Consider the following 25,042-nt stretch of genomic DNA (forward strand, 5'->3'; position numbering starts at 1 on the left):
AACCATGGCCAGCTACAGGATCGCTTTGAATTTCGAGGACGGGGTGACCCGTTTCGTCGAATGCCGGGACGACGAGAAGGTGCTCGACGCCGCCTTCCGTAACAAGATCAACCTGCCGATGGACTGTTCCGACGGGGTTTGCGGCACCTGCAAGTGTCGCGCCGAAAGCGGCGCCTACGATCTCGGCGACGATTTCATCGACGACGCGCTGACATCGGACGAGGCTGAAAGCGGGCTAGTGCTGACCTGCCAGATGAAGCCGTCAAGCGACTGCGTCATCGCGGTGCCGACGACAGCAGCTGCCTGCAAGACCGGGCAGCAGAAATTCTCGGCAACCGTGGCGCGGGTCATTCCGCACAACGATGCAGCGATCGTGCTGGAACTGGACGCGGACGCAGCCCCCGCCTTCCTTCCCGGCCAATATGTCAACATCGACGTGCCCAGCAGCGGCCAGAGCCGTTCCTATTCCTTCAGTTCAGCGCCCGGCGAAACCCGTCTCGGTTTCCTGATCAAGAAGATCCCGGGCGGTCTCATGAGCACGTGGCTCGAACGCGCCGAGGCGGGCACGAAGCTGGAACTGACCGGACCGCTCGGCAGCTTCTATCTGCGCGAGGTCCAGCGTCCCTTGCTCTTCCTCGCCGGTGGCACCGGTCTCGCGCCGTTCCTGTCGATGCTCGAGGTGCTGGCGCGCACCAATCCGGAGCAGAAGGTGCATCTGATCTACGGCGTCACCCGTGACCTCGATCTTGTGCTGGTGGACGAGATCGAAGCCTATACCAGGTGCCTTCCCAACTTCACCTTTGAGACGGTCGTCGCCGACGCGGCGTCCAGTCATCCGCGCAAGGGCTGGGTCACCCAGCACATGCCGGAGGACGTGCTCAACGGCGGCGACGTCGATGTCTATCTCTGCGGTCCGCCGCCGATGGTGGACGCCGTGCGCAAGCACCTCGACGACTCCGGCGTGAGGCCCAACAGCTTCCACTACGAGAAGTTCACGCCCAACGTGGCGGCGAAGGAGGCAGCATGACCTCCGCCCGTTTGGAAGGACGGTTTGCCGGCAAAGTGCTTGTCGTCACCGGCGCTGCGCAAGGCATCGGCCGCGCGGTGGCACTGCGCGCCGTGGCTGAAGGCGGCAAGGTCCTCTTTGTCGATCGCGCCGAGTTCGTCGCTGAGGTGGCGGCCGAGGCGGGCAGCGAGCGGGCGACGGCTTTCGTGACTGATCTCGAAACCCAGGAGGGGGCAGCCGCAGCGATGCACTCTGCCGCCGAAAAATTCGGCGGCATCGACATCCTGATCAACAATGTCGGCGGCGCGATCCGCATGCGCCCGTTCTGCGAGTTCGAACCGGCGCAGATCGATGCGGAGATCCGCCGTTCCCTGATGCCGACGCTTTACGGCTGCCATGCTGTGTTGCCGCATCTTTTCGCCCGAGGCGGCGGCACCATCGTCAACGTCTCCTCCAACGCCACGCGCGGCATTCACCGCGTGCCCTATTCGGCGGCGAAGGGCGGCGTCAACGCCATCACCCAGGCGCTGGCGATGGAGCTTGCCGAGCGCAACATCCGCGTCGTCGCGACCGCGCCGGGTGGCACTGAAGCGCCGCCGCGGCGCGTTCCGCGCAACGCCGAAGGCGACAATGACGCCGAGAAGGGCTGGATGGGCGAGGTCGTCGCCCAGGTGAGGCAGTCGAGCTTCATGAAGCGCTACGGCAGCATCGACGAGCAGGCGGCCCCTATCCTTTTTCTGGCGTCCGACGAGGCCTCCTACATCACCGGCAGCGTGCTGCCGGTCGCCGGCGGCGATCTCGGCTGACGGACCATCATTTTAACGCGCTAACACCTGGGGAGGAGAAGATGCGCTCCATCGATGTGAATGAGGCAATTGACGGAAGCCCGCTTGGGCGCTTTCAGTGGATGGTGGTGGCGCTGACGGCGCTGCTGTTGATCGTCGACGGTTACGACGTCTTTGTCGCTGGAACAGTGCTGCCGACGCTGATCAAGGAATGGGGTTTGAGCAAGCCGCAGGCCGGCGCGCTGCAGGCCTGGGCGCTGTTCGGCATGATGTTCGGGGCGCTGATCTTCGGGCCGCTCGCCGACCGGATCGGCCGCAAGAAAGGCATCGCCATCAGCTTCCTGCTGTTTACGCTTTCGACGCTTCTGACCGGCTTTGCCAATTCGCCGGAGCAGTTCAAGATCTTCCGGTTCTTCGCCGGTCTCGGCTGCGGCGGGTTGATGCCGAATGCCGTGGCGCTGATGAACGAATATGCGCCGAAGCGCCTGCGGGGCACCCTGGTCGCCCTGATGTTCTCCGGCTATTCGGTCGGCGGCATGGTGGCGGCCGGTCTCGGCATCGGCCTCATTCCGTCCTATGGCTGGAAGCCGATGTTCTTCATCGCCGCCGTGCCGCTGCTGCTCTTGCCTGTCATTCTCTGGAAGCTGCCGGAATCGCTCGGCTTCCTCATCCGTCAGGGCAAGCAGGACGAGGCCAAGCGCATCTACGCCAAGATCGACCCGAACGTACGTCTTGGCGCCACCGACAGGCTGGTCTTCTCCGAGACGAAGGGTGCTTCCGCATCGGTGCTGGAGCTCTTCCGCCATCAGCGGACGCTGCGCACCGTCATGCTCTGGGTCGCCTTCTTCTGCTGCCTGCTGCTCGTCTACCTCTTGTCGTCCTGGCTACCGAAGGTGCTGCAGGAAGCCGGCTATGCCGAGAAAGCGAGCCTGCTTAGCCTGTTCTCGCTGAATTTCGGCGGCATGGTCGGCGCGATTGCCGGCGGCTGGCTCGGTGACCGCTTCGGCTTGCCGAAGGTGGTAGTCGGTTTCTTCGTTGCCGCCGCCTTCTCGATCGCGCTGATCGGCTTCAATCCGCCGGCAGGCGTCCTGTTCCTGATGGTCTTTGTTGCCGGAGCCACCACGATCGGCACGCAGATCCTGCTCTATGCCAGTGTGGCGCAGCTCTACAATCTCTCAGTGCGTTCCACCGGGCTCGGCTGGGCCTCCGGCGTTGGCCGCATCGGCGCGATCGTCGGGCCGACGCTTGGCGGCGTGCTTCTGGCGCAGGAGCTTCCGCTGCAGCAGAACTTCGCGATCTTCGCCATCCCGGCGGCGATCTCGGCCGTCGCCATGCTGGTCTTCGCGGTCAGCAATGCCCGCCGTGTCGAGATCGCACGTCTGGCGCCCGCATAGATCGAGGTGAGACGGCCGGGCCACGAAAGGCCCGGTTGCCACCCCTTGAGCGCGCGCTGTCGATATCTACCTATTGCAGCGCGCGTACCACCTGAGGCGCGGTGTTGCGCCAAGAACGACAAAGCCGCCCTCGCTGGCGGCTTTCCCGATCGGAGCTTCTCTTTCATGGCCTATCTCGACCTGCCCAGCCATCGGCTTCACTACCGCATCGACGGCGACCAGAGCGGCAATGCGCCCTGGCTGCTCTTCTGCAATTCGCTCGGCACGGACCTCTCCATGTGGGATGCGCAGATCGCTGATCTGTCGCCGCATTTCCGCGTGCTGCGCTATGATCGCCGCGGCCATGGCCGCTCCTCGGCGCCGCCGCCGCCCTATGCGCTGTCCGACCTCGGCCAGGACGTGATCGCCCTGTTGGATGGGCTGGGAATCGGGCGGACACATTTCTGCGGCCTGTCGATCGGCGGCCTGACCGGGCAATGGCTCGGTATTCATGCCGGCGAGCGTCTCGACAGGATTGTTCTCTGCGCGACTGCGGCGCGCATCGGGACGCCCGAGAGCTGGGCCGCGCGCGTCGACAGCGTCCGGGCGGACGGTCTCGCAGGGCTTGCCGCAGCAACGGCCGAACGCTGGTTCAGTCCGCAATTTGCAGCAAGCCACCCGGAAGCCGTCGATCGCATTCTCGGCGCCTTCGCCGCCACCTCGACGGACGGCTATATCGGTGGCTGCACCGCGCTCGCGGGCGCGGACCTTCGGGAGGAGATCGCAGCGATCGCCAATCCCATGCTCGCCATCTCCGGCGATAGTGATCCGGTATGCCCGCCGGCGGATCTCGAATACATCGCCGCCCGGGTGCGGCGAGGCCGCCACCTGTCGCTGCCGGGCCGGCATATCGTCAACATCGAGTCGGCAGAGACGTTCAACGCGGCGCTGCTGGAATTCCTTCGCGTCTGAAGGCGGCCTGAACGGCGCCGCGCCAATCAAATCAGCGCTTACTTGACGGGAACGAGAAGCGGCGCGTCCTTGGCGACGATGTAGGTCGCGAGCTCCGATGCCTTGGCAGTGCCGACGTTCTTCGCCACATGGGCAACGCCGGCCGGAATGAACAGCGCCTGACCGGCCTGAAGCGTCACCGGATCCCGGCCCTCAAGCTGGTATTCGAGCGAGCCTTCAAGCCCATAGGCGATTTCCTCGCCCGGATGCGAATGCTTGATCGAGGCGGTGCCCGGTTCGATGTCGACACGAACCTGCACGGCCTCGTGTCCGGGCACGCTGATCTCGTTCTTGATCAGGTCCGTACGCTGGATGCCTTGCATCTGCTGGGCCTCCGCCATGCGAAGCGTCGTCATGCTGCCGGCGATCAGCAGGGCTGCGGCGATGATGCGGGTCGTTTTCATGGGGTCCTCCGTGATGGATGATTGCATGTGCGTTGTTGGAAGCACGCGCATTTCAGCGGAGGCGTGTATTGGCGGTGTGTCGGCCGGGCGGTGCTTTTGTAAGCCTTTGTAGTCTGTGGCATCGCTTGCGATCGTCCGGCTGCCGGAAGTGCGAGACGGCGGGGCCTCGTCCTGGCCAGGCGGCGATCCGCGGTGCGCATCGCCGCCTGGCTTGCAATTTTACCGACCGCTATTCGCCAAGGCTCTGTTGCAAGGCCTCGCGGGCAAGTTCGACGATTTCCGCGTGGATGTCGGCACGGGGGCGTTCGGTCGGTTGGCAGATCGGATCGACCTCGCCGAAGGTCTTGAGCAGTTCGGCGGCGCCGTCCTTGCATATCGGCAGGAAGCTGAAGTGGTCCGCTCCGGCGACCGCGGCATAGGAGCCCTTCGGCGTCAGCGCCGCCAGCGGCTCGGAGGCGACGGCAAGCGGGATCGTCTCCTTGCTGCCGAGATTGATGAAATGCATCGGGATCGCGATCGCCTTGAGGCTGTCTTCCACATAGGCCTGGGCAAGACCTGGGTCGACGAGCACTGCAGCCTTAAGGCGCCCGTCGAGGTTCGACTGCTCGAAACGCGCCTTGTCGACGGTGCGAAGATCGAGCTTGTCGACATCGACCGGTGCGTCATCGACATAGCCCCTGCCGCCGACAAACCAGGCGCAGTCCCATTTTTTGTAGCTGTCGCAGTAGCGGGCATAGGCATCGAGACTGGCCCTTGCCCCTGAAATCTCCATGGCGGTCGAGCCGCCGAGAGAGAAACCGAGGACGGCGATCCGCTCGGGGTCGATTGCAGTGCTCCATTGCGGATCCCGGGTGAATGTGTCGATCAATGCCGAGAGGTCGGCCGTCCGTTCCCAAAGCTTCGGCGTGTTTGAGGGCGTCGAGTCGCCGCTGGTGGTGCCGGGATGGTTAGGGCCCGCGACGATGAAACCCGCTTTCGCCAGGTCGGCTGCAAGCCAGCTCATGGCTTCGACGCGGCCGCCCGACCCATGGGACAGAACCACCAGCGGATATCGGCCTTGGCGCAAGGGGGCGTTCTTCGATGCGGGCGATCCCTTGAAGATGCGGTTGTCGCCGATAAGCACGGGCTCACCCCCGGCTCCGGCGGGATACCAGACGGTGACGGCAAGTTGGCGTTCCCGCTTCGGTGCGGCAACGTCGATCTCGCGGACGCCGACGTCATCGGCCTGCGCCGAGGCAGCCAGGCTCAGAAGGAAGGCGGCGGCGGGAATGAACTGGAGGAGGGGCATGGGTATCTCGCTGTGTTGGAAAAGACGGCCGATCGTCACAAACGCCCCGCATGTCCGCGTCCTCGATCGTGATTGAGGTCGTCCCGAATCGCGATCTGGGCAATGATCCGCCCATCGAATGCTTGCCCGCCTTTTGTCTGCCGGCCTTTCCTTTGAAGGACATGTCTTGATCTTCCTGCCGCTCCCGTTCGTCGTCGCCTTGCTGCTTCTCGTCCTGCTTGCCTTCGTGCTGCATGGTGACGAGCCGGCGCGGCGGAACCGACCGTTCTATGCCCTGTTGACGCTGTGCGCGCTCCAGTCTGTGATCGTCGGGCTGCGTTGGGGCTATGACCTCGCGGCGTTGAAATTCGCGCTGCCGGTGCTGGCGAGCAGCGTGCCGCCGCTGGTGCTTGCGAGTTTCCACAGCCTGATCCGCAAAGACGAGCGCAGCGTTGCTGCGGCGGGATGGATCCACGCGGCGCCGACGATCGGCATGCTCGTGCTCGTGCTGTTTGCGCCGCGCTACATCGATTTCGCCTTGATCGTCGAATATGTCGGATATGCGCTGGCGCTCCTGAACCTGGCGCGCGTCGGTACGGATGCGCTGGACGAAGCGCGTTTCGAAGGCGCCACCGCGGCGCACCGCGCCCTGCTCATTGCCGCGTTCTCGCTCTGCCTGTCGGCGCTCTTCGATCTGGCGATCCTTCTGGATTTCGAATGGACGAAGGGCGCGAATATCGGCCTTATCGTCAGCAACGCGAACTTGCTGGGCCTGCTCTTCATCGGGCTGACAGCCGTGGTCGCGGACCGTGCGCGCGCGCTTCCGGCCGCCGGCGCGGTCGCCGAAGAGGATCCGGTTGCAACGCCGCAGGATCGCGAAATCCTCGACAGGATCGAGCGCCTACTCGTCGGCCAGAAACTGGCCCGCGACGAAAACCTCACCCTGTCGCGATTGGCGCGCCGCGCGGGCCTGCCCGCCCGGCAGATATCGGCCGCAGTCAACCGGCTGGCGGGCAAGAACGTCTCGCAATACATCAACGAGATCAGGATTGCAGAGGCCTGCCGGCTGTTGCGCGAGACCGATATGTCGGTGACTGCGGCCATGCTTGAATCCGGTTTTCAGACGAAATCGAATTTCAACCGCGAATTCCGCCGCGTCACCGCCTTGAGCCCCGTCGCCTGGCGCGAGCAGAACCGGGCCGGTTCGCTTGCCGCCTGACTGCTGCCATGGCGATGCCCGGCCGCGATGCGGCCGGGCTTGAGGGATGCAAGATGTACGGTGACGCCCTTGTGACCGTTACTACTGATCTGCGGCATTGTCGCCGATCGTGATCGGAACGTCCTTCGTCTTGCCGGTCCGCCATACGCTCACGTTCTTCGAGGTGCCGGGCGAGAGGTCGGCGACCATGCGTGACAGGTCTCGGGGCGACTTCACCGGGTTGCCGCCGAGCGCGGTGATGACGTCGCCGGCCTTGATGCCGGCCTTGGCGGCAGGCGTTCCGCCGTTGACGCCGGCAACGAGCGCGCCCTCGGGCTGGGCAAGGCCGATGGCGTCGGCGATATCAGCCGTGACCGGCTGTATCTGCACGCCGATAAAGCCGTGCTGGATCGAACCATCCTTCATCAACTCAGTGACGACCTTCTGCGCCTGGTCCGACGGGATGGCGAAGCCGACGCCGACGCTACCGCCGTTCGGCGAATAGATCGCCGTGTTGATGCCGACCACCTGGCCCTTTGCGTCGACCAGCGGTCCGCCGGAATTGCCGTGGTTGATCGGGGCGTCGATCTGGATGAAATCGTCATAGGGGCCGCTGTGCAGGTCGCGGCCGCGTGCCGAGACGATCCCCGACGTGACCGTCGTGCCGATGCCGAACGGGTTGCCGATCGCCAGCACCTGGTCGCCGACCCGCAAGGTGTCTGAATCGCCCCAGGCAACTGTTGCCAGCGGCTTCGGCGCCGCGATTTTCAGCACCGCCAGGTCGTTCTTCGGGTCGGCGCCGACAAGCTTGGCGGGTATCTGCGTGCCGTCGTCGAGCGTCACCATGATGCTCGAGGCCTTGTCGATGACATGGTTGTTGGTGACGACGTAGCCGTCCGTGGTCACGATGAAACCGGAGCCGAGCGCTTCGGCCCGTTGCGGTTGGCGCTGCTCGGGCGCCTGGTCCGGCATCGGGATGCCCTGGTCGTGGAAGAATTGGCGGAACTGTTCGTCGAAGGGCGAGTTTCCGCCCTGTTGTGAAGGTTCGCCCGCACCGGTGTTGTCGGCCTTGATCACGGTCGTGACCGTGACGACTGCGGGCTTGTCGGCCGATACGATCGGCGCGAAAGACCCGCCAGATGCTGCAGGGACTGCAACGACCGGGCCGGCCGCGGCGGCGGCCACGTCATGGCCTGAGAAGGCTGCCACGGACAGGGGCGCAATGATGACGGCTGCGCCGAGGAGGGCGGCAGCTCTATACCTCGTGAGAATGTTTGACATGATCCTGTTCCTTTCGCTGCCTGTTTGCCGGACAAACGTGGTCGGGCGCGGCCCGAGGCAGGTCGGGTCTGCGGCGCGGCGTCGGCCGGCTTCGGATTAAGGGGCGTTTTGGTGCCGAAGGACCGGACCCTGGAAAGGGCCCGGCGCCATCGGCTACGGCTCACCCGAAGACCGGGTGAGCCTCAACGTGTCGGTCAAGCCATGCGGGCGATGTCACGGTTGAGGTGGTGAACGTCACCCTGAAGCCGGGCATAGGACTTGTCCGGCAGCATGCCGTGATGGGCGGCGGCGGTGTTGATCGCTTCGGCGCGCACGGCGCCGTCCTCGCGTTCAAGCTTGCTGTAGTTTGCTGCCGTCAGCTTGCCCTGTTCGCGATCGACGTTGATGCGGTGATTGTCGACCCGGAGTTCATGCAAGACATGATCAAGCCGCGTCGATGCCATGTGGGTCGGTGTCCGGTAGACCGGCATCGCCGGGGTGGACATGTCGTCCTGGGCGAAAATGCCCTGGTAGTAATCGCCGGTATAGGCACCCTTTTCGTTGTCGCGGCCGAAATCGTGATGATCGGCGGCAAAGGCGGCGCCGCTCAGAAGGACGAGGGCGACGGTTGCGATGGTGGTGGTCTTGAAGGGCGAGCGCATGACTGCATCTCCTGAATTGAAGGAAGCGCTGTGCGCTTCCATTCGAGGCTGTCTCCTATTGTCGCGTCACGGCCGAAGCGGTCGCCGGCAATATTCAGCCTCGAAATGAAGGTATTACTTCCATGCGCCGCCGTCATGTTAATAACGCGTAATATTTCTGTAAACATCTCCGGGAAGCCGCTTCATTAACATTATTTAATGAAGGCAGATTTTCTCCCATCTGTCGGTTATTCTTTTCCGGAGCGTGTATTGTGGCTCTTTTGCGGCAGTCAGCCTGCGCCTTTTCTAGTCAGTCGAGCCTTGGGGTCGCGAGCACGGAGAAGGAGCTACGATCCCGCATAATGGGCGCGCGGCCGGATCAGATCGCCGCTGACGACCTGTTCCATCGCGTGTGCGAGCCAGCCGACGGTGCGCGCGAGGGCGAATATCACCATCGGCGCGTCGTCGGGCAGCGCATAGGCGGCCGCGAGTGCGGCCAGCGAGAAGTCGAGATTGGCCGGTTCTCCGAGCAGTTCTTCGCCTGCTTCGGCCAGCGCGGCATAAAGCGGCGGCACGTCGAAGCTCGACATGATCGCCTTCGCGCGCGGGTCGCCGTCCGGATAGAGCCTGTGGCCGAAAGCCCGGACCACGCCATCCGAAGACAGCATGGTACGGATCGCCTCGCGCACCCCACCCACGGCCGCCTGTTCGGCAAGTCGCGTGACACTGAGCCAGGCGCCGCCGTGCCTGGGGCCGGTGAGGGTGGCAAGACCCGAAAGCGTGGCGGCAGAAAGTGCTGCACCGGAGGACGCGGTGACCCGCGCCGCAAAGGCGGAGACGTTGAGCTCGTGTTCCGCCGTCAGCACCAGGCATCGGCGGATCGGTTCCGCCGCTTCCGGCCGCCCCCAGCCCTGCGCCAGGCGGTCGTGCAGCAGCCCGTTTTTCCGCGACGGCGCGAGGCCGGCGGCAACGGTCGCAAGTACCTCGGCGGCCTCGGCCTTCAGGATGGCGTGCCTGCGTCCGAGCGCCGGCAGGTCGGCTTCGATGCGCCCGGCAAGAAGCGTAAAGGTCGTTGCAAGCCGCGATTGGCCGTTGCCGGGATCGTTCGCTGGAATGTCAACCGCCGCCGGTGTCTGCCAGAGCAGCGCGGCAATCTCCTCCAGGGTTGCCGTGGCGGCAAGTTCGATCGCGTTGCGGCCGCGATAGGAGAGCCGTCCGCCGGCAATGCTGGAGATCGTCGTCGGCAACACCGGTTCGCCCCAGCGGATCGTCTCGGCCGCCACGACCGATGCCTGTCTTCTGCCGGCGTGGCGCTCGGCCAGCCGGTGCACATCGTCGGCCTGGTAGAGGCTGCGGCGCGGATCGGCAGGGTCGGGCTTGGCGCGAATGCGGCCGCGGCTGACATTGGCATAGAGCGTCTGCCGCTTGCTGCCGAGCCTTAGGAGTGCCTCTTCGGCGGTGATCCAGAGTGTGTTCATGTTGATCAATTGCATCAAGATTGACGTCAATAGGTCTAGGTCGGATCATTCTCCTCGTAAAGGAGAAACTTGATGATGAAGAACGGACTTGAAGACGTCGTTGCCGCCGAAACGCAGCTCTCCCATGTTGACGGCGAGGCGGGTCAATTGATCATCCGCGGCGTCTCGCTCGATCACCTGGCCGGCCAGGCGAGCTACGAGGATGTCGTGGCGCTGTTGTTCGAGGGGTTGCTGGGGCCGATGCCGGACCGGACCGAACTCGCCAAGCGCCTGGGTGAAAAGCGGGCGGACGTGTTCGCCCATGTCGGCGTCATCGACGACGCGCTGCTGGAACTGCCGCCGGTCGACATCATGCGCGCGCTCATCGCCCGGCTCCCGGATGGGGAGGATCTCGACTCGGCCTTACGTCTGCTCGCCGCGCCGGCCGTCTTCCTGCCGGCGGCGCTGCGCATGAAGAGGGGCGAGGCCCCGGTCGCGCCGACGCCGGCGCTGTCGCACGCCGCCGACATCCTCGCCATGCTCGGCGCCAAGGTGCCGAGCGGCCAAGACGTGGCGGCGCTTGATGCCTATCTGGTGACGATCTCGGACCACGGCCTCAACGCCTCGACCTTCGCCTCGCGCGTGGTCGCCTCCACCAAGGCCGGTCTCACCTCGTCGGTGCTTGCCGCCATCGGCGCTCTCAAGGGGTCGCTCCATGGCGGTGCGCCCGGGCCGGTGCTCGACATGCTGGATGCGATCGGAACGCCCGAGAATGCGGAGGCCTGGCTTTCTGAGGCGCTCGACCACGGCGAACGGCTGATGGGCTTCGGTCATCGCGTCTACCGTGTTCGCGATCCCCGTGCCGATGCGCTGAAGGGCGCGCTGAAACGACTGATCGTCGCGCCTCCGGCGAACCGCGATCGCATTCAACTGGCAGAAGCGGTCGAACAATCGGCGCTCGCCATCCTGAAGGCGCGCAAGCCCGATCGCCCGCTCGACGTCAATGTCGAGTTCTATACGGCGTTGCTGCTCGATGCGCTTCACTTCCCGCGCGACGCCTTCACCGGCGTGTTCGCCATCGGCCGCACGGTCGGCTGGATCGCCCATGCCCGCGAGCAGGCGCTGGAAGGCCGCCTCATCCGGCCGCGTTCGCTCTATGTCGGGCCGCTGCCGCAGCAGGCCGCGTGAGTGTTCTACGCTGAGGCCGAGACCATCCGCGCATTTCGCAGGTGCTGTTGAAAGAACGCCTTCAGATCGCGGAAGTCATCGAAACCAAGGACGGTCGCAAAACGGGCGACCGTCGTCGGCGAGACGGCGCAGGCGAGCGCGATCGACCGGGCGCTGCCGAATGCCACGAGGTCGGGCTTGGCCAGCGCGAACAGGGCGATCTGTTCGAGCTGGCGCGGAAGTCTGAGCGCTCGGGACGCAAACATCCCCTTCAATTCCCTCATGTCGCCGGGGCGCCTTTGCGCCGCGTTCGTTTCGGCGTCCGCATGTCCATGGCCTATCGGCACGCTGGTACTCTCCATTCACAATCCTCCTCAACGCGCCTGCGCAGGCGCATGCCCTCGAAAGCAGCCGCAGGCGGGCTATTTCCCCACCTGCTGCCCGCCTTCATGATTTTTCACTTTACTGTACCGTCCGGACGGTATAGTAACTCAATCATCGCTGATCGCAACAACACGTTTTCTGGGGAGGAGACGAGAATGCGTTGGATGAAGTGCTTCAAGGCGGCCGCCATGGCCGGTGTCGCTTTTGCCGCCATGCCGGCGGCTGCGGCCGAAGTCTCGATTTTCTGCAGCTCGGCCGGTGCCGAACTCGAGCTTTGCCAGTCGGCCTCCGAGGCCTGGGCCAAGGAAACCGGCAACACCGTCAAGATCAACAAGATGCCCGCCAACTGGGGCGAGGCGCTGCCGCTCTACCAGCAGCTGCTCGCCGGCAAGTCCGGTGACGTCGACGTCCTGACGCTCGACAACATCTGGGTCGGAACGCTGGCGCCGCACCTGGTCGACCTTCGCGAGAAGGTTCCGGCCGATGAAATCTCCGCCCATTTCGAATCCTCGCTCGCCGACGCCACCATTGGTGGCAAGCTTCTGGCCATGCCCTGGTTCGTCGATGCCGGCCTGATGTTCTACCGCAAGGATCTGCTGGAGAAGTACGGTAAGGGCGAGCCGAAGACCTGGCAGGAACTGACCGAAACGGCGAAGTTCGTTCAGGACAAGGAACGCGCCGGCGGCAGCCCCGACATGTGGGGCTATGTCTGGCAGGGCCGTGCCTATGAGGGGCTGACCTGCGACGCGCTCGAATGGGTCGCTTCCTTCGGCGGCGGCAATTTCATCTCGCCTGATGGCACCATTACCGCGAACAATCCTGAGGCCGTCAAGGCGCTCGATCTCGCCCGTTCCTGGATCGGCAACATCAGCCCCGAGGGCGTGCTGAACTATGACGAGGAAGGCTCGCGCGGCGTCTTTGAGGCCGGCAATTCCGTCTTCCACCGCAACTGGAGCTATGTCTGGGGCACGACCCAGGCTGAGGACTCCTCGTTGCGCGGCAAGATCGGCGTCATGGCGCTGCCGGTCGGGGCGGAGGGCCAGAAATCGAGCGGCTGCTACGGCGCGGGCCTGCTCGGCGTTTCCAAATATGCCGACGATGTCGATGCGGCTGTCAGCCTGGTGCGTTACCTCACCGGCGCGAAAGAACAGAAGCGCCGCGCGCTTCAGGCCTATAGCCCGACCTTGAAGGCGCTTTACGAGGACAAGGACATCCTCGCCGCCAATCCGTCGCTGGCCTTTGCCGAAAAGGCCTATGCCGAAAGCGCCTCGCGGCCATCGCAGGTGACCGGCGCTTCCTACAACCGGGTGTCGCAGCGGATCTTCAACGGCGTGCACAATGTGCTGAGCGGCAAGGAAAGCGCTGCAGATGCACTCGCCAAGGTCAGCAGCGGTCTGGAGCGGCTGAAGGCGCGGGGCTGGTAAGCCCGCCTCGACGATACGGGGTCCGGCATGACGGACCTCGCCACCACAGGAACTGAGGAAACCAACGTGAATATTGCGATCGCACCGTGCTGCTGGGGCATCTATTGGCCCCAGGGGAATGATCTCGGCTGGACGGATTATCTCGACCGCATCCGTGCGGCCGGCTACCGGCACACCGAGCTCGGCCCCTATGGCTACTTCTCCACGGACGCCAAGGTGCTTTCGTCCGAGTTGGCAAGCCGCGACCTAAAGGTCGTCGCGGCCGCCCATGTGCATACGCTTGCCGATGCATCCACCTGGCCGGTGCTTGAGGAAAAGGCGCAGGCGATCTGCAAGCTGCTTTCTGAAATCGGCGGCACGCATTTCATCCTGATGGACGAGTCAGAATTCTACCCGAAGGACTGCATGGGTGTGGTTGACGAAGCCGGCTGGCGCGCGATGATCGACCAGACGGACCGGGCGGCGGCGATCGCCCGCAGCCACGGCCTGCAGTTCAGCTTCCACCCGCATGTCGGCACCTGCGTCGAGCGTGAGGACCAGATCGAGCGGCTGCTTGCCGACACCGATCCCGATCTCGTCGGGCTCTGCCTCGATACCGGCCATCACGCCTATTGGAAGGCCGATCCGATCGCGTTTTATCGGCGCCACCGCGAACGCATCAACTCGGTGCATCTGAAGAACGTCGACGGCGCCTTCCGCGAGCGCGTGCTTTCCGAAGGCATCCATTCGGATCGTGCCTTTGAAGAGGGCATCATGACCGATCTCGACCGTGGCGTCGTCGATATCGCCGCCTTCGTGTCAGCGCTGTGGGAGACCGGTTACGACGGTCCGCTGGTGGTCGAGCAGGATCTGGCGCTGAACCATCCCGATACGCCGGAAACGATCGCTCGGCGCAACCATGACTTCGTCTCGAAGCTCCTCGCGAACGGGGCCGGCGCATGAAGGTCGAGATCCACGATACGCCGGCGGCCATCGGCGAGCGTCTTGCGGACCGGATCATTGCCGGTATCCGGGAAGCGAGTGCTGCAGGCCGCAACTACGTTCTCGGTTGCCCCGGCGGCCGCAGTCCGTTGCCGGTCTATGAGGCGCTTGGACGCCGTCTTGCTGGCGACCCCGTCGATTGCACGCGGCTGATCATCGTCATGATGGACGAGTATCTCCGTCCCGCAGAAGGGGACGGTTTCGCCCCGCCGCCGGCTGAGGCGCATTACTCCTGCTGCGGCTTCGGGGAACGTGAGATCGTCGGCCGCATCAATGCGGCGCTGCCGGAAAACTTCCGCATTCCGTCCGAAAACTTCTGGATGCCGGATATTGCGGCACCTGGCGGCTACGATGAGCGCATCGCTGCCGCTGGAGGCATCGATCTTTTCCTGCTCGCCTCGGGTGCCGGCGATGGACACATCGCCTTCAACCCGCCGGGCTCTGCCCGCGACAGCCGCACCCGCATCGTCACCCTTGCCGAGCAGACGCGGCGCGACAATCTCGCGACCTTCCCGGATTTCTCAGGCATCGACGACGTACCCTCGCATGGGGTTACGATCGGCATCGGCTCGATCGCCGAACAGTCGAAGGCCGTCGCGATGATCGTCTGGGGCGAGGGCAAGCGTCACGCCTTCTATCGCCTGACGAGCGCACGCGCTTACGACCCGAGCTGGCCGGCGACCATCGCCGTCGAATGCCGGGGTGCTGAACTCTACGCCGATGCGGACGCCGCCGGCGAATGGGGAGCGCGGTGATGAGCAAGCATGCCATCGGCATCGATGTCGGGGGAACGAAGACCAAGGCCTGCCTTGTGCGTCTGGCCGACGGCGCCGTGATCGCCGAGCGCACCGAGCCGACCCGCTGCCAGGAGGGCGGTGCCGCCGTGCTGGACCTGGTGGCCTCGCTTGCCGAGACCATTCGCCACGAAGGCGAAGCACTTGGTGTCGAGACGACAGGTCTCGGCGTCTGCCTGCCGGAACTGGTGACCGGCGCGGGCGAACCCGCTTCCGCCTGGAACTTCGACTGGCGCGGCCTCGATTATCACGGCCGTCTCGGCGGTTTCGGGCCGCTGCATATCGATAGCGACGTGCGTGCCGCCGCCTTCGCCGAGGGGTGGATTGGCGCCGGTCGCGGTATCGATCCCTTCGTCTACGTGACCATCTCGACCGGGCTTTCGCACTCGCTGGTGATCGGCGGCACGCCCTATGCGGGTGCCCGTGGCTTTGCGATCCATTTCTCCGGCAGCGATCTCGTTGCCTTCTCGGGCGAAGGGCAGGACCAGGCGGTTCGCCACAACCTCGAGCTTTTTGCGAGCGGCAAGGCGCTCGGAGAGCGTTACGGCCGGTTGAGCGGCCGACCGGACGCAAGCGCGCTGCAACTCTTCGAAGCCGAAGCGGACGATCCGCGGGCGGCACAGATGGTGGCCGACGGTCTTCTGTCGCTCGCTTCCTATCTCGGCCAGCTTGTCAACACGCTCGATCCCGCCGTGCTCATCCTCGGCGGCGGCATCGGTGGCGACCCGTCGGTCAATGCGCGGCTCGCCGCGCTGACGCGGCCGTTCATCTGGGCCGATAGCGCGCGCGACATGCCGATCGTTCCAAGCCTTCTCGGTGATGCGGCCTGCGCCATCGGCGTGGCCGCGCTTGCAAACAGGACTGCCAACCAGACGGTGCGCCAATGAGTGGAATTGCCCTTACCAATGTCGTCAAGCGTTTCGGTGCGCTGACCGTGATCGACAAGGTCAACCTTTCGGTCGCAGAAGGCGAGTTCGTCGTCTTCGTCGGTCCCTCCGGATGCGGGAAGTCGACGCTGCTGCGCATGATCGCCGGGCTCGAGGAAATCTCGGACGGCGAGTTGCAGATCGGCGGCGCGCGCATGAACGAGACGGCGCCGGCGCGCCGTGGCATCGCCATGGTGTTCCAGTCCTACGCGCTCTATCCGCATATGAGTGTCGAGCGCAATCTCGGTTTCGCGCTGGAAACCGCGCGGCTCGCCGGCGGCGAAATCAAGGAGCGCGTGGCGAAGGTTGCCCGGTTCCTCAAGATCGAACATCTGCTCGCGCGCCGCCCGGCCCAGCTTTCCGGCGGCCAGCAACAGCGCGTCGCCATCGGCCGTGCGCTCGTCCGCTCGCAGAAGCTGTTCCTGTTCGACGAGCCGCTCTCCAATCTCGATGCCGATCTGCGCATGGAGATGCGGGTTGAGATCGCCCGCATTCACCGCGAGCTCAAAGCCACCACCGTCTATGTCACCCACGACCAGCTGGAAGCGATGACGCTGGCGGATCGTATCGTCGTGCTGAAGGACGGCCGTATCTCGCAGGTCGGCACGCCGATGGAGCTTTACGAGCGCCCGGCCAACAAGTTCGTCGCCAGCTTCATCGGCGCCCCGCGCATGAATTTTCTCAGCGGGACGCTCGCCAATGACGCGGGCGGAAGCCGCCTCGAGGTGCTCGACGCCCGCCATGGACTTGGGCATCTCGGCTATGAAGGCGAAGTCAGCGTCGGCATCCGGCCGGAAGACTTGATCCTCGGCGGCGGCGACGTCCGCCTACCTGCAACCGTGCAACTTGTGGAGCCGCTCGGTGGCGAGGCGCTCGTCCACGCGCGCCTTGGCAACGGCCAGTCGCTGGTCGTCAAGGCACAGGGCAAACCCGATCTCAGGCCGAACGCCGACATCACCGTCGGCTGGCTGACGTCGAAGGCGCATATTTTCGGTGCCGACGACATGGCGCTCTCGGCCAAGGGAGCGTGAGGCCATGATGGCGGGTTCACGATCAACAGGACTGCGGCAGGCGCGCGTTCGTACCGCCTGGCTGTTTCTCGCGCCAAGCCTGCTTGTCCTCACCGGCGTGGCGCTCTGGCCGCTCGGCCGCACCTTCCTCTTTTCCTTTACCGACGCCCTGCTCACCGAGCCGGACTTCTACAGCTATGTCGGCTTCGACAACTACTATGCGCTGTTCGAGGATCCGCTCTGGTGGCAGTCGGTCCGCAACACGCTTTATTTCACGGTCATTTCCGTGTCGATCGAGACCGTGCTCGGCCTAACGATCGCGCTGCTCCTGAATTCCCATATCGCCGGGCGCGGCATGATGCGGGCGATCATCCTGATCCCCTGGTCGATCCCGGTCGTCGTCAGCGCGCGCATGTGGCAATGGATGCTGCATGACCAGTTCGGCATCGTGAACCACGTGCTGAAGCTTGCCGGCGTGATTGAAAGTGGTGTCGCCTGGACTGCCAATTCGGCGCTGGTGATGCCCGTGATCATCGCGGTCGACGTCTGGATCACCACGCCCTTCATGGTGCTCCTGATCCTTGCGGGACTGTCGATGCTGCCGCGCGGCATCTATGAGGCCGCCTCGATCGATGGCGTGCCGGCATGGAAGCAGTTCACCTCGCTGACGCTGCCGCTGCTTGCCCCGAGCATCGCCGTCGCCGTGCTCTTCCGCCTGCTGGACGCGCTGCGCATGTTCGACCTGAGCTACGTGCTCTCCTCCAACAGTGACGACACCAAAACGGTCTCGATCTATGCCCGAGAAGTGCTCGTCAATTTCCAGGACATGGGTGTCGGCTCGGCCGCCAGCACCGCCGTCTTTCTGATGATCGCGCTGGTGACCGCCATCTACGTCACCGTCTTCCGTCTCAATCGCCGCCTCATGGGAGTTTGACATGGTCAGGAGCAACACCGGCAAACGCCTGCATAAGATCGCGATCTACTCCCTCTTCGGCATCGTCGCGCTCTACACGCTGTTTCCGTTCTATTGGATGATCGCCTCGTCGATGAAATCGGGCCAGGCGATCTTCGACGTCACCTTCTTGCCCGACCTGAAGTTCAACAACTACGCGGCGATCCTATCGGACGGCGTGTTTTTGCGTTCGCTGCTCAATTCGTTGATCGTCGCCTTCTCGGTCGTGGCACTGTCGTTGCTGCTGGCTGTCGGCGCGGCCTATGCGCTCGGCCGCATCGATTTCCGCGGCCGCTCGCCGATCATGCTGCTGGTGCTCGCGGTATCGATGTTCCCACAGATCGCGCTGCTTTCCGGGCTCTTCGAGATGATCCGCTGGCTCGGGCTTTACAACACGATCGGCTCGCTGATCTTCGCCTATATGATCTTCACGCTGCCCTTCAACATCTGGGTGCTGACGACCTTCATGCGTGACCTGCCGAAGCAGATCGAGGAGGCGGCGATCATGGACGGCTGCTCGCCGCTGCGCATCGTGCGCTGCATCTTCCTGCCGATGATGGGACCGGCGCTGATCTCGACGGGGCTTCTCGCCTTCATCGCGTCCTGGAACGAGTTCATGTTCGCGCTGACCTTCATCCTCACCGACGAGAACCGCACCGTGCCGGTGGCGATCGCTTTGATCTCCGGGTCGAGCCGCTACGAGTTCCCCTATGGGGCGATCATGGCCGCCTCGACCATCGTCACGGTGCCGCTGATCATTCTCGCGCTGATATTCCAGAAACACATCGTCTCCGGCCTGACGGCCGGTGCGGTCAAGGGTTGAAATGGCCTCCATTCGAGGCGGAAAGGGTACTCACATGCGTGTCGTTCGTGTTGGTTTGATCGGGCTTGGCGAAGTCAGCCAGCTCATGCATCTGCCGATCCTGGCCGATCATCGCCATCTGTTCGAAATCGCCGGCGTCTATGACGTCTCGCCGAGCCTGACGGCCTATTGCTCGGCCCGTTATCCCGGCGCAAAGAAATATGAGACGGCGGAAGCGCTCGTCTCTGCACCTGACATCGATGCCGTCTTTATCCTGACCCCGGACCAGACGCACAGCTTCTATCTGGAGATGGCGCTGAAGGCGAAGAAGCACGTCTTCCTGGAAAAGCCCGCCTGCCTGACCCTCGGCGAAATCGACGCGGTCGCGCCGCTGGCGGACGCCACGGACCGGCTGCTCTTCGTTGCCTATATGCGCCGCTATTCGCCGAGCTTCCTGCGCGCCAAGGCGATGATGCCGGCTGCGAGCGACGTGCGTTACGTCCGCGTCCGCGATATCATCTGCGAGGGCCCGTTCTTCATTCGACAGACCCGCAACATCTTCTACCCAACGGACCTCGACGCCGCGTTCCTGGCGGAATCCCGCGCGCAGACGACGGCGCTTCTGAAACAGGTGGTCGGTGATGATGCGCCCGCCGATCTGATGCGCGCCTATCAGGTGCTGACCGGACTTTCGTCACACAGCCTTTCGGCGATGCGCGAACTGATCGGCCTGCCGAAGCGGGTGATCGCCGCGCATCACAAGTGCAACGGCGAATCCATTGTCGCGCTGTTCGACTACGGTCACTTCACCGCGATCTACGAAGCGATGATCGACAACGTCGCCCGTTTCGATGCCCGCATCGAGGTGCTGTCCGATCGCCGCCAGCTGCGCGTCAGCTACGACACGCCCTATATCCGCAACCTGCCGACTGCGCTCGAAGTGATCGACAGCACCGATACCGAGACCGAAACACGCACCTTCGGCCCTGATTACACCGATCCGTTCGCCCTGGAGCTGCGGTCCTTCCACGATCATCTCGTCAACGACACGAAGCCGAAGACGACGTTGTCGGACTCGCGTCAGGATCTGGCATTGATGGCCGAGATCGTCGGTCGCCTGCGCGAGAGTTCGGGGCTATAGCAGGACATGTTTCACACACTAGAGTTGTATCGACATGGCAAAACGCGAAACCGCACGTGACCGCATCCTGACCGCCGCCGAAGCCATCGTCGTCGGCAAGGGCGTGTCATCCCTCACCTTCGACGAAGTGGCGGAACAGACCGGCCTCAGCAAGGGCGGCATTCTCTACCACTTCGCCAGCAAAGACGCGCTGGTGCGGGCGATGGTCGAGCGTTTCGTCTACCGTTTCGAGACCGGTCTCTCCGGCCTCGAAACCGAGGACGAGGACCCGCATGGCCGCTACACCCGCGCCTATGTGCGCGCCACGCTCGGCGAGGCCACCAGCACCGGGGATCAGTACGACCGCCTGGGTGCCAGCATCACTGCCGCCTTGTCGAACTTCCCCGACCTTCTTGAGATCGTGCGCCAGCAGAACATCCGCTGCCAGGCATCCGTCGAAAACGACGGCCTCGATCCGGTCGAGGCGACGATCACGCGACTGGCGGTCGAGGGCATGTGGCTGGCGGAGGTCTTCAACGTCATGCACCTCGACCCCGAGATGAAGCGTGCGGTCACCGCCCGGCTTTTGGAGCGGACGCACGCCCAAGCACCGCCGAAATAGCGCGCGTCCCGCGCTGACATTCCCCCGCATCGGCGCGCCGCTTCGCGCCCAGAACCAAGGAGTTTTCCGATGGGATACAAGCCGTCTCCCCGTCCCGTTTTCGATCGTCCCAGCCACATCCCCTATGCCGGCGTCACGCGGCATCTGTGGGGCGAGGAAAATGCCGGTCTCGTTGACGACTGGATCTATGCCTCGACGGACAGCATCCACCAGATCGTCTTCGGCATGCAGCCCGGCGGCTGCTTCAAGCACACGGAAGCCTTCCGCACGATCTTCGGGGCGGACGAGGTTCTCTACGTGCTCTCCGGCACGCTCGGTCTCGCCAATCCCGAGACGGGTGAATTCTGCATCGCAAAGGAAGGCGAGGCGCTGTTTTTCCGCAAGGATACCTGGCACCACGGCTTCAACCTCGGCAACGAGCAGGTCCGCGTGCTGGAATTCTTCGCGCCGCCGCCGGCCAAGGGTACGTCAGGCCCCTATGCGCGTACCAAGCCCTATATCGAGATCGAGCAATCGCGTTACGGCCAGAGCGAGTTCATCGGTCGCTGGCCGATGGAGGCCGAAGCGCAGCGCAAGGCCAGGACAATCCATCCGATGCGCGATGCCGATCTGCTCCTGAGCCTCGATCGACAGACGCAGGGCGCCTATACCGGCCTCTACTGTGCGACCGACCAACTGACCGTCGGCAAGACGACGCTGCTTTCGGGAAAACGCACCGGCATGGAGCGCCACAAGGGTGACGAATGCCTTTACGTGGTGTCGGGCACCCTGAACATCCACGTGCCGGATGCCGAAGGCCAGGTCTGGTTCGAGCTCAACCCGCGCGACGGCTTCTACATTCCGGCGGGTTTCGACCACCAGTATTTCAACATGACCGGCGACAAGGTGGAATTCGTCTTCGGCGTGGCGCCGGAGTACTGATCTCGAACAAAAAATACGGCAGTACCCGGTGGATACTGCCGTATCTGAAAACAGGAAGTACGCTGAAAGACGTTGCTTCCGAAATCCGTCGGCGGCCCTTAGGCCGCCTTTTTTGCGTCGAAGGGGATCTCGATGTCGACGGCGAGCGTCGAGACCTGCGGGCCGCGCTCCATTGTCACGCGGACCTTGTCGTCGTCGATCTGCATGTGCTTGGAGATCGCCTGGAGGATCTCGTCGCGCAGTTTGGTGACGAGATCGCTATCGCCGGCTGATGCGCGCTCATGGGCGAGCAGCACCTGCAGCCGTTCGCGGGCGGCCGGCGCTGACTGGGTGCGGGAGAAGAAACGGAAAAGGTTCATGCCGCTTTCCTTCCGAAAATCTTGCCGAGGAAGCTGCGCTTCTCGCCGGGGATGGTGATCGGCAGGGCTTCGCCTTTGAGCCGGCGCGCCGCGTCGAAGTAGGCGAGTGCCGGCGCGCAGCGGGTGTCGGCGAGCGTCACCGGCGAACCGACGTTGGAGGCGCGCAGCACGTCGGCGCTTTCCGGGATGATGCCCATCAGCGGGATCGACAGGATTTCCAAGACGTCGTCGACCTTCAGCATGTCGCCGCGCTCGGCGCGGATCGGGTCGTAGCGGGTGAGCAGCAGGTGCTTTTCCATGCGCTCGCCGTTCTCGGCCTTGAGGGTCTTGGAATCGAGCAGGCCGATGATGCGGTCGGAATCGCGCACCGACGAGACTTCCGGGTTGGTCACGACGATCGCAATGTCGGCATGGCGCATGGCCAGCGTCGCGCCGCGCTCGATGCCGGCGGGGCTGTCGCAGATGACCCAGTCGAAGGCGCTCTGAAGGGCGGCGATGACCTTCTCGACACCTTCCGGCGTCAGGTTGTCCTTGTCGCGGGTCTGGGAGGCCGGCAGCAGATAGAGCGTTTCTAGGCGCTTGTCGCGGATCAGCGCCTGCGACAGCTTGGCCTCGCCCTGGATCACGTTGACCAGGTCATAGACGACGCGGCGTTCCGCGCCCATGACGAGGTCGAGATTGCGCAGACCGACGTCAAAGTCCACGACGACGACTTTCTCGCCGTTCTGAGCGAGTGCGGCGCCCAGTGCGGCGCTGGACGTCGTCTTGCCGACGCCGCCCTTGCCCGATGTAACTACGACTACCTTGCCCATTCGTCTCTCCAAGTATCTGTGAATTCGCCTTCGCCTACGTCCTCGTGACCCCGGCCGGATCGACCTGAATCACCAGATGCGGATGGCCAGCATCCACACCCTTCCTTGCCTCGGCCTAACCGAGCGTTCCCGCCTTCAGCTCTTCGCCGTCGAGCCAGATCTGCACGGCCTTGCCGCGCAGGTTCTGCTCCATGTCGTCGGCCGTCTTGTAGAAGCCGTCGATCGCAATCAGTTCCGCTTCGAGCTTGCGGCAGAAGATCCGCGCCGAGGCATTGCCCGTGGTGCCGGCCATCGCCCGGCCGCGCAGCGCGCCGTAAATGTGGATCGAGCCGCCGGCGACGACTTCGGCGCCCGAGGCGACCGAGCCGATGATCGTCACGTCGCCTTCGGGGAAGAACAGCGACTGGCCCGAGCGTACCGGCTGGGTGACCACGATCGACGGTGTCGCCTTGGCGGCAACCGGTTCTGCCGTGATCACCGTATCCGCGCCTGCTTCGGCTTCCGCTTCCGGCGCCTCGGTCTTTTCGGCCTGTTCCGCCATCTTGGCTTCGTAGTCCGCCGCTGGGCGACCGTCGGTCATCGCGGGCGGAAGGTCGGCGCCGAGCAGAGACTGGCGCGCACCTTCGATGCCCATGATGCGCACATTGCGCTTGCCGAGCTGGTCGACGAGTTCGCGCAGTTGCGACCGGTCGATATCAAGGCCATCGACGTCGAGCACCACCGGGCGCCGCAGGAAGAAACCGGCGGAGCGGGAGGCGAGATGGTCGAGGCGGGTGAGCCAATCCTCGAGCGGAAGCTCGGGGGTCAGCGCTAGCGCAAGGAAGGATCGCCCCTTGAGGCGGATCGGCCGGGATTCGGTTAACACATCGTTCATCTTGGTAAATTTTCCGTTGCTTCGGTGTATCGATCAAATGGTTAACAAATGGTTAATTCGGCAATGCGAAGGTTAATGAGGCGGCCTTGAGGACCGGTCGCCGAACGCTGGAAAACAAGGAAAATCGGGTGGCGGAAAAAGCTGCTCTTTTGCCCATCGTCGCCCTGGTTTCGGCCGATCAGACCCGGCGCCCGGCGCGGGGAGACGCAGAAAGCGTCGACGAGGCAAGAGCGATTCGTCCGGCCCCCTAAGGGGAGTTGACATTGGAACGCTAAAATAAGAACATAACAAGAACAAAACGGAGGTTCCCATGAATCGGATGGAGACCATGACCCACACGGAAGAAGTGATCGAACGCGCCATGGCCGCCGTTGCGGCCGCCCGAAAGAAGCGGGAACGCGAGGCCGAATGGCGCAAGCGCACCTTTGGCCGCATCGACATGGCGCCGCCGTTGCCGCGGCTGAAGCGTGGCGGTGTCCAGCTTTCGCTTCGGCTCGACGGTTCCGCCCGCTGACGAACGCGCCGACCGCTTCAGGCCCCGTGGCTGGATGACGTACGAAACGAGCCGAGGCTTCGAGAGGAATGAACATGAGGCATCGTCGAAGCATCGACCTGATGCCGCGCGAAGACGCCGCCGATTACGGGGCGACCCTGGAACTCTTGCCGGAATGGTATGTGCTCGTGGCGAAATGCGGGAACTGCCGGCACCAGGGGCGGATCGATCGCCGGCTTGTTGCAAACAGGCGCGGATGGGGCGTCTCTCTCAATTCCATCGGCCCGGCATTGAAATGCGTACGCTGTGGCAACAGGGAAGGGAACAAACTGCTCCTTGGCCGGTTGCCTCGGGACTGATGGGTCGGCGTGGGCAGAAAGCCTGGCAGGGCAAATGTGTTGCCTTGAGCGCCCGAAGTGCATTCTTATCCGGTTGGAAATGAATCATCATTATTTATAGTATAGAATCTGAATTTATCGATAGGTTGCGCGGTTTACTGACTTTTAAGCCGATAATGGTTCGATTGTTAACGAAAGTTATCAAGCGTGATGCGCTGAAAACGGCGTGAATTCGGAACAATTTATTATTCCTTTCGTTGATGTCGTGATTGAACGAAAGGATGAGATCATGAAGAAGCTTGTAATCGCCGCGGCTGTTGTTTCTTTGGTGGCAGGATCCGCATTTGCTGAGGATGCCAACCAGAAGGCTGGCACGGCCGCAGGTATCGTTGGCGGCGCGACGGCGGGTGCCGTTGTCGGTGGGCCGATCGGTGCCGGCGTAGGCGCCGTGGTCGGTGGCGCGCTCGGTGGAGCGCTGACGCCGCCGCCGCCGGAAGTCATCACCTATGTCGAACAGCAGCCCGCGCCGCCTTCGGTGGTGGTTCAGGAACAGGTGGTGATCGGTAAACCCATCCCGCAGGCCGTCGTCCTGACGCCCGTACCGGACAATCCGCGCTACGCCTATGCGGTCGTCAATGAGCACCGCGTGATCGTCGAGCCG

The 25,042-nt window shown here is 63.9% G+C and carries 26 protein-coding genes and 1 pseudogene; 18 read left to right on the plus strand and 9 right to left on the minus strand.

The features are described 5' to 3' along the window. The first annotated feature begins 4 nt into the window (after positions 1 to 4). The 4 genes from benC to pcaD all read left to right on the plus strand — a co-directional run bounded on the left by benC (position 5) and on the right by pcaD (position 4,136). Positions 5 to 1,027, plus strand: a complete 1,023-nt coding sequence (benC, locus tag L981_RS17220) for a benzoate 1,2-dioxygenase electron transfer component BenC (protein ID WP_043618714.1) — start codon at positions 5 to 7, stop codon at positions 1,025 to 1,027. Beyond that, entirely contained in the window at positions 1,024 to 1,812 is a 789-nt protein-coding gene (benD, locus tag L981_RS17225) for a benzoate diol dehydrogenase BenD (protein ID WP_043618718.1), read from the plus strand. The genes benC and benD overlap by 4 nt, the downstream gene beginning before the upstream one ends. Before the next feature lie 41 nt (positions 1,813 to 1,853). Further along, positions 1,854 to 3,185 (plus strand): MFS transporter, encoded by a 1,332-nt coding sequence (locus L981_RS17230; protein ID WP_043618721.1) that lies wholly within the window; start codon positions 1,854 to 1,856, stop codon positions 3,183 to 3,185. A 165-nt stretch (positions 3,186 to 3,350) separates the two neighbouring features. Then, on the plus strand, positions 3,351 to 4,136 hold the full coding sequence (pcaD, locus tag L981_RS17235; RefSeq protein ID WP_043618724.1) for a 3-oxoadipate enol-lactonase: 786 nt from the start codon (positions 3,351 to 3,353) through the stop codon (positions 4,134 to 4,136). Positions 4,137 to 4,174: 38 nt separating this feature from the next. On the opposite strand, the gene L981_RS17240 is transcribed toward pcaD, so the two are convergent. Beyond that, complete coding sequence (locus L981_RS17240; protein WP_043618728.1) at positions 4,175 to 4,579, minus strand: cupin domain-containing protein; 405 nt, start codon at positions 4,577 to 4,579, stop codon at positions 4,175 to 4,177. Positions 4,580 to 4,808: 229 nt separating this feature from the next. After that, entirely contained in the window at positions 4,809 to 5,867 is a 1,059-nt protein-coding gene (locus L981_RS17245) for an alpha/beta fold hydrolase (protein ID WP_043618730.1), read from the minus strand. A 166-nt stretch (positions 5,868 to 6,033) separates the two neighbouring features. Between L981_RS17245 and L981_RS17250 the strand changes: the two genes are divergently transcribed. Continuing rightward, positions 6,034 to 7,065 carry an AraC family transcriptional regulator gene (locus tag L981_RS17250; protein ID WP_043618733.1) on the plus strand — a complete coding sequence of 344 codons (1,032 nt, stop codon included), beginning with the start codon at positions 6,034 to 6,036 and terminating at the stop codon, positions 7,063 to 7,065. Between the two features lie 84 nt (positions 7,066 to 7,149). Here L981_RS17250 and L981_RS17255 read toward each other — a convergent pair. The 3 genes and pseudogenes from L981_RS17255 to L981_RS17265 form a co-directional block, all read right to left on the minus strand. Next, positions 7,150 to 8,325, minus strand: a pseudogene (locus L981_RS17255) (Do family serine endopeptidase); the annotation flags it as partial. Between the two features lie 194 nt (positions 8,326 to 8,519). Further along, positions 8,520 to 8,966, minus strand: coding sequence for a hypothetical protein (locus tag L981_RS17260; RefSeq protein ID WP_043618779.1), 447 nt, complete (start codon positions 8,964 to 8,966; stop codon positions 8,520 to 8,522). Positions 8,967 to 9,292: 326 nt separating this feature from the next. Continuing rightward, on the minus strand, positions 9,293 to 10,423 hold the full coding sequence (locus L981_RS17265; RefSeq protein WP_043618782.1) for a citrate synthase: 1,131 nt from the start codon (positions 10,421 to 10,423) through the stop codon (positions 9,293 to 9,295). A gap of 75 nt (positions 10,424 to 10,498) precedes the next feature. Here L981_RS17265 and L981_RS17270 point away from each other — a divergent pair, with 75 nt between their 5' ends. Beyond that, positions 10,499 to 11,590 (plus strand): citrate synthase/methylcitrate synthase, encoded by a 1,092-nt coding sequence (locus tag L981_RS17270; RefSeq protein ID WP_043618785.1) that lies wholly within the window; start codon positions 10,499 to 10,501, stop codon positions 11,588 to 11,590. 5 nt (positions 11,591 to 11,595) lie between these two features. Here the strand turns inward: L981_RS17270 and L981_RS34560 are convergent, their stop codons facing one another. Beyond that, positions 11,596 to 11,835, minus strand: coding sequence for a MurR/RpiR family transcriptional regulator (locus L981_RS34560; RefSeq protein WP_052201846.1), 240 nt, complete (start codon positions 11,833 to 11,835; stop codon positions 11,596 to 11,598). 282 nt (positions 11,836 to 12,117) lie between these two features. Between L981_RS34560 and L981_RS17280 the strand changes: the two genes are divergently transcribed. The 10 genes from L981_RS17280 to L981_RS17325 all read left to right on the plus strand — a co-directional run bounded on the left by L981_RS17280 (position 12,118) and on the right by L981_RS17325 (position 21,505). Then, positions 12,118 to 13,377, plus strand: a complete 1,260-nt coding sequence (locus tag L981_RS17280; RefSeq protein ID WP_052201847.1) for an ABC transporter substrate-binding protein — start codon at positions 12,118 to 12,120, stop codon at positions 13,375 to 13,377. A 66-nt stretch (positions 13,378 to 13,443) separates the two neighbouring features. Beyond that, complete coding sequence (locus tag L981_RS17285; protein ID WP_052201843.1) at positions 13,444 to 14,319, plus strand: sugar phosphate isomerase/epimerase; 876 nt, start codon at positions 13,444 to 13,446, stop codon at positions 14,317 to 14,319. Beyond that, the gene (locus L981_RS17290) at positions 14,316 to 15,113 is read left to right on the plus strand and encodes a 6-phosphogluconolactonase (RefSeq protein WP_043618736.1); all 798 of its coding nucleotides are present in this window, start codon (positions 14,316 to 14,318) and stop codon (positions 15,111 to 15,113) included. Before L981_RS17285 ends, L981_RS17290 begins: the two co-directional genes overlap by 4 nt. Then, a complete protein-coding gene (locus tag L981_RS17295; protein ID WP_043618739.1) occupies positions 15,113 to 16,039 on the plus strand; it encodes an ROK family protein in 927 nt (308 codons plus the stop codon). The genes L981_RS17290 and L981_RS17295 overlap by 1 nt, the downstream gene beginning before the upstream one ends. After that, a complete protein-coding gene (locus tag L981_RS17300; protein ID WP_043618742.1) occupies positions 16,036 to 17,109 on the plus strand; it encodes an ABC transporter ATP-binding protein in 1,074 nt (357 codons plus the stop codon). Before L981_RS17295 ends, L981_RS17300 begins: the two co-directional genes overlap by 4 nt. 7 nt (positions 17,110 to 17,116) lie before the next feature. Beyond that, entirely contained in the window at positions 17,117 to 18,022 is a 906-nt protein-coding gene (locus tag L981_RS17305) for a carbohydrate ABC transporter permease (protein WP_090296665.1), read from the plus strand. Between the two features lies 1 nt (position 18,023). Next, entirely contained in the window at positions 18,024 to 18,863 is an 840-nt protein-coding gene (locus L981_RS17310; protein ID WP_052201845.1) for a carbohydrate ABC transporter permease, read from the plus strand. 34 nt (positions 18,864 to 18,897) lie between these two features. Next, entirely contained in the window at positions 18,898 to 19,983 is a 1,086-nt protein-coding gene (locus L981_RS17315; RefSeq protein WP_043618744.1) for a Gfo/Idh/MocA family protein, read from the plus strand. A gap of 34 nt (positions 19,984 to 20,017) precedes the next feature. After that, complete coding sequence (locus L981_RS17320; protein WP_043618747.1) at positions 20,018 to 20,584, plus strand: TetR/AcrR family transcriptional regulator; 567 nt, start codon at positions 20,018 to 20,020, stop codon at positions 20,582 to 20,584. A 69-nt stretch (positions 20,585 to 20,653) separates the two neighbouring features. Further along, complete coding sequence (locus tag L981_RS17325) at positions 20,654 to 21,505, plus strand: cupin domain-containing protein (RefSeq protein ID WP_043618750.1); 852 nt, start codon at positions 20,654 to 20,656, stop codon at positions 21,503 to 21,505. Positions 21,506 to 21,603: 98 nt separating this feature from the next. Here the strand turns inward: L981_RS17325 and minE are convergent, their stop codons facing one another. From minE to minC, 3 genes are all read right to left on the minus strand, one after another. Then, positions 21,604 to 21,864 (minus strand): cell division topological specificity factor MinE, encoded by a 261-nt coding sequence (minE, locus tag L981_RS17330; protein ID WP_034798387.1) that lies wholly within the window; start codon positions 21,862 to 21,864, stop codon positions 21,604 to 21,606. Beyond that, the gene (minD, locus tag L981_RS17335) at positions 21,861 to 22,676 is read right to left on the minus strand and encodes a septum site-determining protein MinD (protein WP_043618754.1); all 816 of its coding nucleotides are present in this window, start codon (positions 22,674 to 22,676) and stop codon (positions 21,861 to 21,863) included. Before minD ends, minE begins: the two co-directional genes overlap by 4 nt. 115 nt (positions 22,677 to 22,791) lie before the next feature. Continuing rightward, positions 22,792 to 23,550: a septum site-determining protein MinC gene (gene minC / locus L981_RS17340; protein ID WP_043618757.1), complete on the minus strand. Its 759-nt coding sequence runs from the start codon at positions 23,548 to 23,550 to the stop codon at positions 22,792 to 22,794. 328 nt (positions 23,551 to 23,878) lie between these two features. On the opposite strand from minC, the gene L981_RS17345 reads away from it, so the two are divergent. Continuing rightward, the gene (locus tag L981_RS17345) at positions 23,879 to 24,064 is read left to right on the plus strand and encodes a hypothetical protein (protein WP_034798488.1); all 186 of its coding nucleotides are present in this window, start codon (positions 23,879 to 23,881) and stop codon (positions 24,062 to 24,064) included. A gap of 606 nt (positions 24,065 to 24,670) precedes the next feature. Next, positions 24,671 to 25,042 (plus strand): DUF1236 domain-containing protein (locus L981_RS17350; protein ID WP_043618800.1); only part of this gene is annotated, 372 nt, incomplete at its 3' end.

The organism is Ensifer sp. ZNC0028 (assembly GCF_000799055.1).
In the GTDB taxonomy this organism is placed as follows: Bacteria; Pseudomonadota; Alphaproteobacteria; order Rhizobiales; family Rhizobiaceae; genus Ensifer.

Excerpts from the sequence above, each read along its gene's own strand:
- benC (WP_043618714.1), top strand. The coding sequence starts at position 5 with ATGGCCAGCTACAGGATCGCTTTGAATTTCGAGGACGGGGTGACCCGT.
- benD (WP_043618718.1), top strand. The coding sequence starts at position 1,024 with ATGACCTCCGCCCGTTTGGAAGGACGGTTTGCCGGCAAAGTGCTTGTC.
- L981_RS17230 (WP_043618721.1), top strand. The coding sequence starts at position 1,854 with ATGCGCTCCATCGATGTGAATGAGGCAATTGACGGAAGCCCGCTTGGG.
- pcaD (WP_043618724.1), top strand. The coding sequence starts at position 3,351 with ATGGCCTATCTCGACCTGCCCAGCCATCGGCTTCACTACCGCATCGAC.
- L981_RS17240 (WP_043618728.1), bottom strand. The coding sequence starts at position 4,579 with ATGAAAACGACCCGCATCATCGCCGCAGCCCTGCTGATCGCCGGCAGC.
- L981_RS17245 (WP_043618730.1), bottom strand. The coding sequence starts at position 5,867 with ATGCCCCTCCTCCAGTTCATTCCCGCCGCCGCCTTCCTTCTGAGCCTG.
- L981_RS17260 (WP_043618779.1), bottom strand. The coding sequence starts at position 8,966 with ATGCGCTCGCCCTTCAAGACCACCACCATCGCAACCGTCGCCCTCGTC.
- L981_RS17265 (WP_043618782.1), bottom strand. The coding sequence starts at position 10,423 with ATGAACACACTCTGGATCACCGCCGAAGAGGCACTCCTAAGGCTCGGC.
- L981_RS17270 (WP_043618785.1), top strand. The coding sequence starts at position 10,499 with ATGAAGAACGGACTTGAAGACGTCGTTGCCGCCGAAACGCAGCTCTCC.
- L981_RS34560 (WP_052201846.1), bottom strand. The coding sequence starts at position 11,835 with ATGTTTGCGTCCCGAGCGCTCAGACTTCCGCGCCAGCTCGAACAGATC.
- L981_RS17280 (WP_052201847.1), top strand. The coding sequence starts at position 12,118 with ATGAAGTGCTTCAAGGCGGCCGCCATGGCCGGTGTCGCTTTTGCCGCC.
- L981_RS17290 (WP_043618736.1), top strand. The coding sequence starts at position 14,316 with ATGAAGGTCGAGATCCACGATACGCCGGCGGCCATCGGCGAGCGTCTT.
- L981_RS17295 (WP_043618739.1), top strand. The coding sequence starts at position 15,113 with ATGAGCAAGCATGCCATCGGCATCGATGTCGGGGGAACGAAGACCAAG.
- L981_RS17300 (WP_043618742.1), top strand. The coding sequence starts at position 16,036 with ATGAGTGGAATTGCCCTTACCAATGTCGTCAAGCGTTTCGGTGCGCTG.
- L981_RS17305 (WP_090296665.1), top strand. The coding sequence starts at position 17,117 with ATGGCGGGTTCACGATCAACAGGACTGCGGCAGGCGCGCGTTCGTACC.
- L981_RS17310 (WP_052201845.1), top strand. The coding sequence starts at position 18,024 with ATGGTCAGGAGCAACACCGGCAAACGCCTGCATAAGATCGCGATCTAC.
- L981_RS17315 (WP_043618744.1), top strand. The coding sequence starts at position 18,898 with ATGCGTGTCGTTCGTGTTGGTTTGATCGGGCTTGGCGAAGTCAGCCAG.
- L981_RS17320 (WP_043618747.1), top strand. The coding sequence starts at position 20,018 with ATGGCAAAACGCGAAACCGCACGTGACCGCATCCTGACCGCCGCCGAA.
- L981_RS17325 (WP_043618750.1), top strand. The coding sequence starts at position 20,654 with ATGGGATACAAGCCGTCTCCCCGTCCCGTTTTCGATCGTCCCAGCCAC.
- minE (WP_034798387.1), bottom strand. The coding sequence starts at position 21,864 with ATGAACCTTTTCCGTTTCTTCTCCCGCACCCAGTCAGCGCCGGCCGCC.
- minD (WP_043618754.1), bottom strand. The coding sequence starts at position 22,676 with ATGGGCAAGGTAGTCGTAGTTACATCGGGCAAGGGCGGCGTCGGCAAG.
- minC (WP_043618757.1), bottom strand. The coding sequence starts at position 23,550 with ATGAACGATGTGTTAACCGAATCCCGGCCGATCCGCCTCAAGGGGCGA.
- L981_RS17345 (WP_034798488.1), top strand. The coding sequence starts at position 23,879 with ATGACCCACACGGAAGAAGTGATCGAACGCGCCATGGCCGCCGTTGCG.